This window comes from Clostridium sp. HCS.1 (assembly GCF_047900555.1).
Taxonomy (GTDB): domain Bacteria; phylum Bacillota; class Clostridia; order Clostridiales; family Clostridiaceae; genus Clostridium.
Genome location: NZ_CP170704.1, coordinates 2497464 through 2514193 on the forward strand (window position 1 = coordinate 2497464; position 16730 = coordinate 2514193).

Annotated in this window: 5 protein-coding genes; 3 read left to right on the forward strand and 2 right to left on the reverse strand. The window is 29.2% G+C overall.

Annotated elements, in window-relative coordinates:
• Nucleotides 1–14: 14 nt before the first annotated feature.
• Nucleotides 15–6518 carry a 5'-nucleotidase C-terminal domain-containing protein gene (locus tag ACFYH6_RS12035; RefSeq protein ID WP_416178687.1) on the reverse strand — a complete coding sequence of 2168 codons (6504 nt, stop codon included), beginning with the start codon at nucleotides 6516–6518 and terminating at the stop codon, nucleotides 15–17.
• 367 nt (nucleotides 6519–6885) lie between these two features.
• Nucleotides 6886–13620: an alpha-amylase family glycosyl hydrolase gene (locus ACFYH6_RS12040; RefSeq protein ID WP_416178688.1), complete on the reverse strand. Its 6735-nt coding sequence runs from the start codon at nucleotides 13618–13620 to the stop codon at nucleotides 6886–6888.
• Between the two features lie 288 nt (nucleotides 13621–13908).
• On the opposite strand from ACFYH6_RS12040, the gene ACFYH6_RS12045 reads away from it, so the two are divergent.
• The 3 genes from ACFYH6_RS12045 (at nucleotide 13909) to speE (ending at nucleotide 16728) form a co-directional block, all read left to right on the forward strand.
• Complete coding sequence (locus ACFYH6_RS12045) at nucleotides 13909–15207, forward strand: dicarboxylate/amino acid:cation symporter (RefSeq protein WP_416178689.1); 1299 nt, start codon at nucleotides 13909–13911, stop codon at nucleotides 15205–15207.
• Nucleotides 15208–15456: 249 nt separating this feature from the next.
• Entirely contained in the window at nucleotides 15457–15876 is a 420-nt protein-coding gene (gene speD / locus ACFYH6_RS12050; RefSeq protein ID WP_416178690.1) for an adenosylmethionine decarboxylase, read from the forward strand.
• A gap of 9 nt (nucleotides 15877–15885) precedes the next feature.
• Nucleotides 15886–16728 (forward strand): polyamine aminopropyltransferase, encoded by an 843-nt coding sequence (speE, locus tag ACFYH6_RS12055; protein WP_316344360.1) that lies wholly within the window; start codon nucleotides 15886–15888, stop codon nucleotides 16726–16728.
• Nucleotides 16729–16730: the final 2 nt, after the last annotated feature.

Sequence of the window (16730 nt, forward strand, 5' to 3'; positions counted from 1 at the left end):
CTCTTTTATTTCTATTATATATTTAATTTTTCTTTCTTTTTCCTGAATATAAAGCTACTTCCTATTAATAGCAGTATTAATCCAAATGCTATTCCTGTTGTTGGATTATTTCCACCAGTAGCTGGCAAAGTTACTCCATTTTCATTTTTAGCTTTTTCTGCAACTATAAACTTACTAAAATGAGATGTTTTAAATGTTATTTCATTTCCATTTATATTTGTTTCTAATTGTTCATAAGTCTTAGTATATTCATTGTAGTAGAATACAGCTAAGTTTTCTTTATTTAATCCCTTTAAATCTTCATTTGATAGTGTTAATGTTACAGTTGCAACTCCATCTTTAAAGTTATGAATATTAGTTATCTCATTTCCATTTTTAACATAAAGATTAAATTCAAATACTTTTTTAACCCCTTTAATTCCAGAAGTAATACTTGTATCTTCTTTAGCCTTCATTTCAAAAATTATACTTGAACCCTCTTTCAATAAATCTTTATCTATTAAAGAGAATGGTAATATTATAATATTTTCTCCATTTTTAATCTCTAAATATCCATTTCCAGATTTTATGGCTTCAATATCCTTTATTTCAAGTTTAATTTCATTTGATGGGTTAGTTATTACAACTTCATTTTTACCATTAGGATTTTCTACTTTTTCTATTATATTTTCTTCTACAGGAGTTGTTGGATTAGTTGGTGTAGTTGGTTTTTCATCATTTTTCACAGTAATCTCACATAAAGCTTTAAAGTTTCCGTCCTTTGTTGTTACTGTTATTGTTGCCTTTCCTGCTGAAACTGCTATTACTTTTCCATTTCCATCTACCTTTGCAATTTTTTCATCACTTGATGTCCAAGTTACTTCTTTATTTGTTGCATCTTCTGGTGATATATTAGCCTTTAATTCTAAGCTTTCATTTATATTTAATTCTGCTGATGTTTTGTCTAAGCTTACTCCTGTAACTTTTATCTCCTCTGGTACTGAAGTTTTTTGAATTATAACTTTAATTTCTAGTTTTGTTGATTCACCAACACTATCTTTAACTTCATATACAGCTTTATAAATACCTGCTTTATTTACATTCACAGTATTATCAGTAACTTTTATCCATCCTATTATATCTCCATCTTCATTATCTATTGCAGTAACATATTTTAATGGATCAAATTCATCTCCTAGATTTAGAGTAATATCATTAGCCTTTATAGTTGGTAAAGTATTTTTACCTACTTTAATTCTTCCTTCTACAGAATAATCTACATCACCTATCTTATTTATATAAGATTCTAAAGCCTCTTCTAATGATTTATATTCATTTAATGTTGATACTTTAGAGAAGTTAGGATACTCATCTCCTCCAACTGCCATGAAATCATTTGTAGCAACAACATATACTTTATCCATTTCTATTGGTTTTCCATTTATAGTTATTCCAATTATTCTATTTCCTATTTCTCTTGCTTCATCAAACACAAAGTTTAAACCTGAAACTTGTGGAAAATGTCCAGCTGCTGATGGATAAGCTTTAATTCCATGTTCTAAAATTTCTTTAATTTGAGCTCCTTTTAACGCTTTAGTTACTATATAATTTCCAAATGGAAGAACCTTTACTATTTCTCCCTTAGTTATCTCACCAACATTTATACTATCACGTATTCCTCCACCATTAGTAATAGCTATATCTGCCCCTGTTTCATTTATCATAGCATCTGTAATTAAATTACCTAAATTAGTTTCTTGAGTTCTTGCATGCTCTCTAAGTCCATCTAAATTTACTTTTGAATTTCCTACTACTTTAGATAAAAATTCATTTTGTTCAGCATCAATTTCTTTTATTTTATTAGATACAACACTATTTGCTTCAAAATTTAAAGTATCAGCCTTAGTTATTAAGCTAGCCTTTTTACTAATTAAATTTTTAGAAGTATTATCTAATGTAATAACTACTTTTCCTAAATTCTTCTCATATTCTCCTGTGCTCACAATTAAAGTTCCATTTTTTGTAGTTAATCCATCTTTTAAATTACTATGACTATGTCCATCTATTATTACATCTATTCCATCAACAGAATCAGCTATCATAGTTGATACTACTTGGCTAGATTCATCTAATCCAATATGAGCTAAAGCAATTATAATATCTGCTCCTTTTTCTTTTAACTCTTTTACTTGTTCTCTTGCAGTTTCTATTGGATCTCTAAAAGTTATACCAATTACATTATTAGGATTAGTTTTATAAGCTGTTTCTTGAGTAGATAATCCAAAAATACCTATCTTAACTCCATCTATGTCTTTAATAATATTAGTGTCCATTAGATAATCATTTTTCTTTATTGTATTAGCTGAAATTATAGGGAATCCATTTTCTCCTTCTTTTGCTATTTCTACTAATTCTACTAATCTTTCATATCCATAATTGAAGTCATGATTTCCTGGTGTCATAGCATCATATCCTGCTAATTTCATTAAATTAATAATATCTTCACCCTTCTTTAATGTTGCAAAAGGTAATCCATGAAGAGTATCCCCTGCATCTAAAAGAAGTGAATTAGCTGTGTTTTTCTTCATTTGAGAAATAACATCTATTCCTATTGTATCTTTGTCACTCTTTACTCTTCCATGACTATCATTGGTATGGAATAAAGTTATCTCTATATCTTTATTCTTTAATACTTTTATTTCAGCTGAATCTCTAACCCTTAATCTATGACCTTCTGGATCTTCAGATGCTAATCCTATAGCTGATATAGTATCTCCAATACTAACTCTAGACTTCCACTCATCAGCAACTCCTGGATTAACGCTACTTCCTATATATCCTTCAACGTAAACTCTAGCTTCTCCAGAGCCATCATTCACAAAAATATTTTGCCCTTCAATTCTAGTTACTTTTCCTTCTATCTTAACTAAAAGGCCTTCCTTTTCTTCTAGCATACTATCTTTAGTAGAAAGCTTAGTAGCTTCAACTAAATTTATACTCTCATCAATTATCTGAACATCTATATTTTCATTTTTCAATGCTATTTGTGCATCATTTAAATATGATGAAACTCGTCCCTTAATTCTAACTTTTTGTCCAAGTTTTATATTTAAATTAGAAACACCAAATACTGTTAATCCAGCAGTATCATCTTGAATATATATTACATCAAAGAATGTATTTCCAGGAGCTGCTGCATTAGAAGCTGCTGTTACATATCCTTCTACAACTACTGTTTCACCATATCTATCTGGTAAATTATCATTATTACTATCTATTCTAACATCTGCTATTTTACTTACGCTTATTGTAGGTGCTGATGCTAATTCCTTTAACATTTTCTCAGTAATTTGATAATTAGAATAATCTAATCCATCCATTTCAAAATTTGAGAAGAAGGTTGCTCCAGATATAAATACTTTTGACCCACTATTTAATGTTTCAACTGCTAATCCTACTACATTTCCTTTTTCAATTGTCACGTTATCTTTTTGAGCATCAGCATCATTTCCATATGTGGTTTCATGTCCTCTAACTAAAACATCTATATTAGCCATATCATTTGGCACTACTAAGGTTGAGCCACTATAGAAGCTATATTTCTTACTTGTGTCAATTCCATTTAACCAAGTACTTTCTGTATTATAATTAGTGAAATACAATCTAAATGCTTGCCCGCCATTATTATTATCATCAGTAGCTTGGTCATCATTAAATCTTATATTTGCTCCTATTGCCTGAAGTACTGAATTTCCTTGAGATGCATTTCCATAATCTCCAGTAGCATCTTTATAATCTGCTTTAGAGGTTATTGCAATATTACCACCTTTTTGTACAAATCTTGCTATTGCATCTAATTCATCTTGGTCATATTTATGAGGTGCTAATCCATAAGTTGTATTAGTTGTACTTTGTGGATCAGATAATATTAGTAGTGATGCCTTTTCTAATACTTTATCAGTTATTTTTTCTTTATTTATAACTGCTTTTATATTATTTTGTGCCATTAATGCAGTTAAAGTAGTAACTTTATCAGCATAATCTCCAGTAACATATTGATTTTGATGTGCTCCATCAATAACTACTGTAGATACTTCATTTTCTCCTAAAACTTCCATTGTAATTGAAGATTTAAATTCTTTTAAAATACCATTAATTGTAGCTGATACCTTTACTACAAAAGAATACGTTCCTGGATTATCAAACTTATATGGTAGTTTTGCAGTGAAAGTTTTTCCAGCCTCTATGGTATTTATAGTATCTGATTTAAATGAAGTTTCTTCATCACCTTTATAATATTCAACTTTAATATCATTAATTGAATTTCCTTCATTATTATAGATATTAGTTTCAATATTAAAATCTTCCCCTGCTAGTAATACTTCTTTATCCTTATCAACTGTAGAAATCCCAAAATTTTCTCTTTCTCCAACCCATACTGGTGCTGTTACAGCTATATCTTTATCAGCTTGTTCTACTCTTACATAGTAATAAGAACTTACTGATTGATCTAATGAAAATTCCCACTTTTTATTTGTAGAATTTACATTATCTATAGACTTAACAACTTTACCACCATCTCCAATAATAGATATTTTCTTGATATTATCTCCACTATCTATATCTTCAACATTAACTTCAAAGTCAAGATTATTTGTTTTAGGTAAAATTGTTCCCATAGTATTATTATTTACTTCATATGAAATTTTTAAATTTTCATCTTCTGTTGCATATACTCTCATATTTCTTATAGCATCATAAATTGATTCTCTTGAAAGATCTGAAGCTTCTATAACTGTTCTTCCGGTATTAGCATTACCCCATTTACCCTTATGATTATCTTGATTATTACTTGGTGCTACATGCCATCCCTTATCTAAAGCTCTTGTGTAATATTCATAAGATGGGAAATATCCAGAACTTCTTATTTCTCCTTCTCCATTTCCAACTTCTAATAATGTTATAACCTTATCAATTTCCTTATCATAATTAGCAAAATCACTAAAATCTCCAAAGGTTTTTCCTGGATGATTAAATTGTGATAATGATTGTGGTTGTGTTTTTAAAGCATTATAATATCCTTGAAGATTCATTTTACTATTTGTTCTAGTTTCGAATCCCTCTGTATTAAAGGTATTCATATGACCATATCCACCAGTTGAGCCAGACCATGTCATTTCATATCCATAAATTGCAACAAATTCTCCGTTTTTATTATACTTATTAGCTGCATCTCTTCCAATTTTCCACTTAGTACTAGCTGAACCATCTGCAATATTAGCTTTAGTGTCATTATCAAACCAATTTGAATGATCTGTTATTGCTAAAAAGTCTACATTTGCAACATTTTCTGCATATTGATAAGCTTCATCTACAGTTCCTGTTCCATCTGATAAATTAGTATGAGAATGTAATTGTCCAAAATATAAATTTTTAGATACTTCTCCTACTGTAAACTTCCACTCTTTTTCTGATAAATTACCTAAAGTATCTTTTACTTCAAGTTTTACAGTATATTGTCCATCTATTAAGTCTTCTGAAACTTTATAACTAATTATGTTTTCATTAATGTTAGCGGTTACAAGTTTTCCATTTAAATATAATTTTCCAGAATCAATATCAATTCCTGACTCATCAGTTATTGTAGCTTTTATTTCAGGTTTTCTTAAATCTCCTAAATTTGCTCCAGCTGCTGGATAAATATCTTTTATTTCAGGTCCAACTTTATCTGAGGCCTTGTTAACTACTATATTTGTTTCTGCTGATATATTTTCATTTACTGTTGATGTTATTTTTATTTTAGCATTTCCATCCTTAATTCCAGTAATATTACCTTCATTATCAACAGTTGCAATTTCTGGATTTAAACTTTCAAACTTAACACCTTTTTCAGTAGTATTTTCTGGTTCAAATGAAACAGATAATTTTTTAGATTCTCCAATTTCTAAAATAACATTTTCATCAGACTTTAAATCTACAAGTTCAATTTTTTCAGAATCACCTTGATAAATTGTAAAATTATCAATATTTACCCTACTAGTTCCATTAGTTGATGATACTTTAAATCTTACTTCTCTAGTTTCATTAATATCAAAGCTTGCCTTTTTAGGTGAAACTTCATTATCTTTATTATCTATTTTTCCAACTTCTAACCATGTTGAACCTTTATCTAAAGATTTTTGAAGCACTATCTTAGTATCTTTATCAGTTCCAAAATTGCCATACAAGAATTCCACTTTACTTGCACTAGAAATATCAAATAACATTTCTATAGAGCCTTGGGCCCTTATTCTAGCCGCAATTAAGCCTTCCTTTATATCACCGCTTTGATTTCCTATCATTGCATTTGAGAACTTCCATTCTCCACTCTCTAGTTTAACTGTTCCCTCAGCATATGATCCCTTATTTCCTTTTTCAAAGTCCTCTACTATAATATTACTCTCAGCTTTAACTTCCTTTACAGGAATAGTAACTAAACCTAGTATCATAGTAAATGCTAAAAATAAGCTTAATAATTTGCTTTTTAAAAGCTTTTTCATTTTCATCCCCCTAAATCTTCATTAATGGTCTTATAACATTATAAAAAAATAACTTCATCCCCCCATATATCCCCCCCTAATTTATATCTACAAATATTTTAGATATTAGATTTACATATGTTAATTTAATATGTTATCCATAATAAATTATCATCTATGTATTAAGTATATTAATCATCATTAACTTATAAGATTTAGAGTTTTATCCATTAAGTTCATTCTAACATTGTACAAGAAATTATTCTGTCATATTATATCGTTTATATAGGTTAAATTTCCAATTAATTACTACAATTTTGTACATAATATTAACTTAATTTATTAATAAAATAAAAAACTGCTGATAAAAATCAGCAGTTTTATTTAGTTAACTTTCTTTAAGTTTTTTATTTTTTGAAGATATTGTAATAGCTCCAATACATATCATAATTATTGCTAAAACTAATAAATAAGTTGGGTTATTTCCACCAGTAGCTGGTAAAGTAATTCCATTTTCATTTTTACCTTTTTCAGCAATTATAAACTTACTAAAATGAGGAGTTTTAAATGTTACTTCATTACCCTTTACAGCACTTTCCATTTCATGGAATTTCTTAATACTTTCATCGTAGTAGAATACAGCTAAATTATCTTTATTTAATCCCTTTATATCTTCATCTGATAATTTAATTGTTATAGTTGCAACTCCATCTTTAAAGTTATGAATGCTTGTTACTTCATTTCCATTTTTAATATATAGATTAAATTCAAATACTTTTTTAACTCCTTTGATTCCAGAAGTAATATTTTTATCTTCATTAATCTTCATTTCAAAAATTATACTTGAACCTTCTTTCAATAAATCTTTATCAATTAAAGAGAATGGTAATATTATAATATTTTCTCCATTTTTAATTTCTAAATATCCATTTCCAGACTTAATAGCTTCAATATCTTTTATTTCAACTTTAATTTCATTTGATGGATTCGCTATTACTATTTCATTTTTACCATTAAGGTTTTCTATTTTCTCTACTATATTTCCTTCTATAGGTGTTGTTGGGTTCGTTGGTGTTGTTGGTGTCTCTTCATTTTTCACAGTAATTTCACATAGGGCTTTGAAATTTCCGTCCTTTGTAGTTACTGTTATTCTTGTTTTTCCTGCTCCAACTGCTATTACTTTTCCATTTCCATCTACCTTTGCAATTTTTTCATCACTTGATGTCCAAGTAACTTCTTTATTTGTTGCATTTTCTGGTGCTATATTAGCTTTTAATTCTAAGCTTTCATTTATCTTTAATTCTCCTGATAATTTATCTAAGCTTACTCCTGTAACTTTTATCTCTTCTGGTTTTGGTTCTTCTTCATTTTTCACAGTAATCTCACATGAAGCTTTAAAGTTTCCGTCCTTTGTAGTTACTGTTATTCTTGTTTTTCCTGCTCCAACTACTATTACTTTTCCATTTCCATCTACCTTTGCAATTTTTTCATCACTTGATGTCCAAGTAACTTCTTTATTTGTTGCATTTTCTGGTGCTATATTAGCTTTTAATTCTAAGCTTTCATTTATCTTTAATTCTGCTGATAATTTATCTAAGCTTACTCCTGTAACTTTTATCTCTTCTGGTTTTGGTTCTTCAGGCTCTGCTGTGCAATTAATTTTCATTACTATTGTCTTAGTTGCTTGTGAAGCTCTACCATCATCAGTATACCAAGGTAAGTCAATAGTTTCTTGTGTAGGTTTAATATGAAGCTTAAATTCATTCATTCCTGGTTTTAGCCCTATTGATTCTACATATACATTGCCATACTCATCCATAGCACCAGAATATAATTTATTTATATCTTCATCATTAATTGTAAATTCTACTCCATATGGAACCTTAACCTTTAATGTAAATTCCTTTTCAGAAGTTTCATATTCAATATTATCCCCATAAGATATTCTTGGCATTGAAATCATCATAGGCATATCTACCCAACGAAGTACATAATCATCAACAAGCATTGAGTTGCCACCTTGATTTTTAATGGTTAATTTCATATTAGTATCTGTTGAACTATATGCCCAGTTTCCATAATCTTCAGTGTCATTTGGAATACGATTATGACTTGTAAAGGCTTCTGTACTCCAGGATCCTCTTGTATATTTATATTGAATACTCTTTCCAGCCATCATTTTAAATTTATACTCTACTACATCTCTTGAGGTTGCTCCGCTTGGTACTGTAAGCCTTCCACCTGCTGCATTCCACCCGTTTAAGTCTCCAGCAATATAAATATCATCTGTAGCTGGTGTATAATTTGGAATATGGAGCCTTAAAGTTACATCTACCATTACTAATGTTGGAGTAACAGATTTTTCTTCTGAATAATTTCTATTATAAAAATTATCATAGGCTGCTACTTTATAAGTGTAGTTTTTATCATTGCTTACTGTGAAATCTATAAATTCTTTAGAAGCTTTATCTACAACAGCTATTTTTATAAATTCCATATTTCCTTCTTTACGATAAATCTCGAAGCCTTTAACATTAATGCCATCTGATTCCCAGGTTATTTTAGCTCTATTAGACTCTACAAGTATATCACCAAGTACTGGTGCTTTAGGAGCTGTAGTAGCATCACTATTAATAATTGCTTTCATTGATGCTTCAGCTGATTCTGTATAACTATCTCCTGAATTTGTTGTTGCTTTTGCATAGTATTTATATATACCTGCTTCTGTTGGCTCAAATGTTGCATAGTAAACCTTTGATCCATCTTCTGAATCCCTTTTATACCTTAACTTAGTACTATTTGCATTATCTCTTGATGTTCCATCCTTATAATACATAAGCTTAGCTTCAAAGTTTGGAATTTCCTTATCCTTATATTCACTATTATCTGTTAACCCTGGTATATTTATATTTACTGTTATTTCTTCTGTCTTTATGCCTACTCCAATAGTTAAATCACTAACTGTATTAGGTTCACTAATAGATTTTATATTATATGATGGTAATGCAGTTACTGAATTACTAAATTCACTTTCCCCACCATCCTTAACAGCCGTAACATAATAGTAATATCTTATTCCATCTACAACATTTTCATCAATATAGCTAGTACTAGTTTCTTCACCAATCTTTTCAGCATTTTGACCTTCAAGATTAGTCCTGTAAATATTGTACTTATTAGCACCATTAACTGCATTCCAAGTAAGAGTAACTTTTCCTTGTTCTGCATTTACTTTTAATGCTTGTACCTTATCAACTGCCACAATCTTATTTGTAGATATCATCATTAATCCTGTTTGAGCTGGAATTGTAACTTTTACTTTTCCATCTTTTACAGATGAAGTAATATTTCCATATAATTCGTCCTTCAATTCTAAACCTTCTGGTAAAAATCCTGCTACATCTGCTTCTATAATTTTTTCTTCCATTGATTGATTTAAAACTAATAATCCACCTTTTTCAGAACTTTTCCTTGCATAAGCAATTACGTTTTCATTTGCATAAGCTGTATGAATTTCACCAGTTGCAAAGACTTCAAGATTTTCATTTCTGATTTTTGCTGCATTTTTATATACATCAAACAAATCTGAATATCTACCTACAGCAGAATAATCTCCATTAACTTCAGTAATTCTCTCCCATGGGAATGTTCTTCTTGAATCAGGGTCCTTAGTTCCAGTTACCCCCACTTCATCACCATAATAAATAGTAGGTGCCCCTGGATATCCCAATTGGAATATAGCAGTTAATGCTTGTAGCTTTAATGCATTATCTGAAGCTTCTGGAGCTATCTTAGTATTTTCTTCTTCCCATGTAGGATTATCTATCTTAGTAATATTACGTATGGTATCATGAGAATCTACTAAATTTAGCATAGCTTGCCATGCTTCCTTTGGATAATTTTCTCTTATAGTTTCCAATGCATTATTAAAGTTTATTGCATTACCACTTATTATATAGTTTTGAAGTGCAGCCCTAAATTGATAGTTCATTACTGAATCAAATTGATCTCCTAATAAATAATGAGTAGCTACTCCCCACTCTTCACCTAATATAATTGGATCATCTATTACATTTCCATTAACATCTAATCTTCCCGTAGTTGATTTTACAGCTTCTCTAAACTTTTGCCATGTACTTGTTGATACATCTGGAGCAACGTCTAATCTCCATCCTCTTGCACCCATCCAAATCCATCTTTGAGATGCTGCGTATTCCATATTTTTTTCTGCTTCCTTATCACTCATTCCTGTTAAATCATAGCCAATTACATTTTCTCTATAATCAACATTATTCCACTCATGATTTCCTGGAATTGCTAATCCATCTCCTTCTTGAGGAGATTTTGCTTCCATTACTGGTAATGAATCATATCCCCACCAGCCTTCATATTTATAATGCTGATCCTTTGGTTCTAAAAGATTACCATCTTTATCTCTAATAACCCATTGATTTTCTACTTTAAACCAAGTTGTGAATTTAAAATCTTCTGGATATGAGTAGTTCTTACCAGTTAAAGGATTTTTAAGGCTTTCAAATTCCTTAATTACTGCTTTTTCTGCTTTTTCTTGAGACATTCCAGTATTTACTTTATCCCATACTTTTCTCCAATATTCATAAGCTCCTATTTCTGGATACTTTTCATATCTATCAAAATATATAGAATCATCTCCAACATGGTTGAAAACACCATCTGCTATTAGCTTAATACCATTAGCTTCTGCTGCTTTTGCAAAGGCTTGATAAACTCTATCTGATGCTGCTCTTGTTGCTTCATAATTTAAACCTGATGTAGGATCTCCCTTTTTGTTATAAACAGGTTCCCCAAACATTGGATCTAATGACTTATAGTCAGTTGCATCATATTTATGATTAGATGCAGCCCAGGCTACTGGATTTAAATAAATAGATGTTACTCCTATTGATTTTAAATATTGAAGTTTATCTTCTATACCTTGAATGTCTCCACCATAAAACTCATTGGTCCATATATTATCTGTTTTTGAATTTGGATAATAGGGTTTATTTTCAGGAGTTCCATGTCTAGGATTTTCAGGATAATCATTCCATGACCCCCATACTTGTGATGGAGCTGGTTCATTTTCTACTCCTCCATCAAAATATTGAATATCATATGGCTTAAGACTTCCATCACTATCAATATATCCTCTATATCCATCTACTAACTTAGCTCTATTATTTTCTTTATTTCCATCAAAAAATCTATCTGGGAAAATTTGATATACTACAGATTCTTTCATCCAATCAGGAGTTTTATAATCCTTCTCATATACAGTTAAATTATATGGTAATACACCTTCTTCAGCAGTTGTGCCACTACCTCCACTTAACCCATCATCACCATATTCTATCTTTGTTTTTCCATCTACTAATATAAATTTATAACCCCAAATTCCAATACCTTTAAAATCTGATTTAGGTATTATCACTTCATAATAATCCGTATCATTAATTGTAGTTGCTTTTCTCATATCATAGCTTTTTGCAACCCCATTGCCATCTATAAGCTCAACCTTGGCAACCTGTACATCATCCTTTGCAACTCCAATTCTTAAAGTTAAATCTTCACTTTCTTCTTTTATTGCTCCAAATGGCTTTTTAAATGTAATACTTCTTGAATCAAATTTTATTGCTGATTTGTTTATAAGCCCATCAAAAGTTCCTTCTGTTGGCTTATAGTTATAAGTTAATACTTTATTTCCTTTATAATTTATTTCAAAAACTACATCTGATGGATCTAAAGTGTTTATTACTAAATTACCTCCATCTTCAGCTCCATAGCTTTCATCCCAATTTGATCCAAAAGCTACCTTAGCCTCAAATTTTCCTGCTGGTAAATTTCTCTGTAATTTATATAAACTACCATCAAAATTATAATCTACAAACATTTGTTTAGCATTTTCTGGAGACCATTCTCCTTCCCCAAATATTTTTTGAATATCTCCAACTAACCTTGGCCATTTATCATTACTTAATTCTGGAATATATTGTTGTAAACCAGTAACACCTGGGACATTTATTCTAGCCTCATTAAGTTCCTCATTAACATAAAAGTTAACCTTACTTCTTTCTGCTAAATTTAAGATGAAATTATCTCCATTATAACTAAATCCATCCAATGTTCCATTCTTCACAATTTTAAACTGATGACTGCCTGCTTCTAAAACTGTTGAGTACTGATAAAATCCATCTGCCAAATGTTTTAATTTAGTTTCTGAATTACTATTATTCCATCCTTGGAAGGATCCTGCTATATACCATTTATTTTTTCCTCCTGGCTGATTAACCAATTCATCAGCTACTATATCTCCTTCAGTTGGAGGCTCAACATCTATAACTGGTTTTACATAATATGTTGTATCATCATTTTGCTTATAATAAACCTCTAAATTCCCATTACTATCAAGATATGCTAAGTCAATTAGCTTATCATTTCCATCTTTAGACCATTCTGCTGTACGAACTATAACTCCAACCTTCTTATTTACCTTGGTTATGTCTGAAAATGATAAATTTGAAACTTTTCCATATTCATTAGCTTCTGTAAATAGAGTTACAGTATCTTCTGAACCCTCTCTTCCATCAACTACCCAGTTCCATAATTTCCATTTATCATAATCGCTGTCAGCTCTATTGTAATTAACTCTTATATTAATTTTGGAAAAATCCTTATATAAATCCTCATATACTACATCTTTTGGATTTGGATTTTCATTATCTATAACTCCAGCAGTTATTACAATTTCCTTTTCACCCTTTGATAAATCATATTTAATATCATCTGTAGCTTTAGTTTCCCAGTTTCCTTTTCTAATTATTATTCCAAGTTCACCTGATTTTGGTACATCTATTACAGCATATACTCCTTTATCATCCTTATGTGTAAATTCAATTGAATGACCATCCTTATTGGTCCACCAAGTCCAAATATTCCAGCCAGAATAGTCACTGTCTTCTTTTAAAAATCTAACCTTAATCTTTTGATTTCCAATAATATCTGCTTTCACCATATTATTGGGTATTGGTATTAATGTTAAACAAAATAGAATAACTGTAAATATAATTAGTTTAGCTTTGTGTTTTAAAACACTATTTACCCTCATATTTATCCTCCTTTTATTAAATTACCAAATAATCTTGGAATCGTTTCCATCATAATCTTATATTTATTTATAACAAAAATTTTTCCTGATTAAAGTTTAAAATATAAAATTTATATCTTCTACACATTTTATCTTTTTTGTATTAACTCACAAAAATATTAGGCTAAAAATAATATTTGAAATTATTTACATCATTCTGACAACTTCTTTTAAGAAACAGCTTGTCAATTTTTGTTTTATATAATAATATTAATGTGGAAATAAAAGTAATATTAAAGGAGGAAATTTATGACCAAAAAATTAAATTTAACAAAAAGAATATTTATATCTATGTTTTTAGGTGCTCTTTTAGGCATTATAATTCAAAAAATCAATTCTGAATTTATTAAAGAAACTATAATTCTTAATGGTTTTATAAAAATTCTATCAAATCTATTCTTATCTTCCATTAAGATGATGGTGGTACCACTTGTATTTATATCATTAACCTGTGGAGCATCATCAATAGAAGATATAGCAAAGCTAGGAAAAATAGGAGGTAAAACCTTACTATTTTATATATCTACTACATGTATCGCTATTAGTATAGGAATAATTACTGCTTTAATAATAAAACCAGGTGTAGGTTTAAACCTTTCAAATTTATTAGTTTCTGAACCAAATATTTCTCAAAGCAAATCATTTACAGATATTATAATTGACATAATTCCAACAAATCCAATTGAATCCTTAGTTAGTGGTAATATGCTACAAATTATATTTTTCTCAATTTTATTAGGAATTTCAATAAGCTTAGTTGGAAAGAAAGGAGATATTATAAAAAGAGGATTTGAATCTCTAAATGAAATAATAATGAAAATAGTTCAAATGATTATGAACTTTGCACCAATAGGTATTTTTGCTTTGATGACTAATACATTTGCAACAATAGGATTTAATGCAATGATTCCTTTATTAAAATATATGTTTGTTATTTTATTGGCTTTACTAATTCATTCAGTATTAATTTACTGTGGACTATTTAAAATACTTACAAAACTTAGTTTAAAACCTTTTTTTAAAAAATTTGCAAAACCTGCATCTATAGTTTTCTCTACAGCCTCTAGTAATTCGGCATTACCCTTTACTATTGATGCAGTAAATGAAATGGGCGTTGATAATTCTATAACCTCTTTTACAATACCATTAGGTGCAACCATTAACATGGATGGTACTGCTATAATGCAAGGTGTTGCTGCTATATTTATTTCTCAAATTTATAACATTGAATTAAGCCTTACAGCTATACTAACTATTATTCTTACTGCAACATTAGCTTCTATTGGTACAGCAGGTGTTCCAGGCGTTGGTATGGTTATGCTATCAATGGTTTTACAATCAGCTGGTTTACCAATTGAAGGAATTGGACTTATTTTAGGTATAGATAGAATATTAGATATGTGTAGAAGCACTGTAAATACTATGGGAGACTGTATATGTACTATTATTATAAGTAAATCAGAAAATTATTTTAACGAAGATAAATATTATTCAGTATCAGATGACTTTGATTATTCCAATAATTTAAGTGAAAGTATAGATAATTAAATTTTGAATAAATATCGCACTCTAAGTCCATATTTTTTAACATATTTTTTCATCTAATTTAAACAAAAATACTATTTGACAATATTCTCCTTCCACTGATAAAATAATATAGTTAGTATAATTTAACTTTAAGTTTAGTAATACTAAACTTTTATATATTTTTAGGAGGTTTCATGAGTGAAATATTTTTGTTAATTAAGTATTTATCTATTGGATGGAAATAAAATTTATATTTATGGAGGGATTTTTATGAAAATTGAACAACTAGGTAGACATATTCTAGTGGAATATTACAACTGTGACAAAGAAATCTTAAAAGATCATGTAATTATTGAGGAGCATATGAAAGAAGCTGCAATTGTATCGAATGCAACAATTGTTACAAGTTGTTTTCACAAATTTAATCCCTGGGGAGTAAGCGGTGCTGTTATAATCCAGGAATCTCATCTTACAATTCATACATGGCCTGAATATGGCTATGCATCAGTAGATTTATTCACTTGTGGCGACACAGTAAATCCTTGGTTAGCCTTTAAGTATCTAGAAGATGCCCTAAAGTCTGAAAGAAGTGAATCAACTGAATTAGCAAGAGGATTAGTTGATAAAGTTAAAACTTTTTCAAATGGTCTTTATGATAATATTCAAGTCAAACATAAAATGGAGGGATAAGATATGGATATGGATTTATGGTACACTGAACACCAAACTAAAAACGTAAATTTTTCCATGAAGGTTAAAAATCACTTGTATTCTGAACAAAGCCCATTTCAAAAAATTGATATAATTGATACTTACGAATTTGGAAGAGTACTAGTAATTGATAACTGGACAATGGTTACTGAAAAGGATGAATTTATTTATCATGAAATGATAACTCATGTGGCTATGGCTACTAATAATAATATTAAAAATATTCTAGTTATTGGTGCTGGAGATGGTGGTACTGTTAGAGAACTAACAAGATATAATACTATAGAAAATATAGATATGGTTGAAATAGATGAAGCTGTAGTAAAAGCTTCTAAAGAATTTTTACCTTTTACATCAAATAAATTAGATGATCCAAGAGTAAAATTATTTTTTGAAGACGGAATTAAATTCATTAAAGGAAAAGAAAATTTATATGATTTAATAATAATAGATTCGACAGATCCAATAGGACCTGGAGAAGGATTATTTACCACTGAATTTTATAAGGATTGTTATAATGCTTTAAGTGAAAATGGAATATTAATAAATCAATGTGAAAGCCCCTACTATCCTAATAATTCTAAAGAAATGAAAAGGTCATTTAATAAGTTAAATAATTTATTTAATATTTGTAAAGTATATCAATATCATATGCCAACATATGCTTCAGGTCATTGGATGTTTTGCTTTGCATCTAAGAATATTGACCCAATTAAAGACCTTGATGAAAACTATTGGAATTCTTTAGAATTAACTACAAAATACTATAATACTGATTTACACAAAGGTGCTTTTATGATTCCAAATTATGTTAAAGATATATTGAAATAATA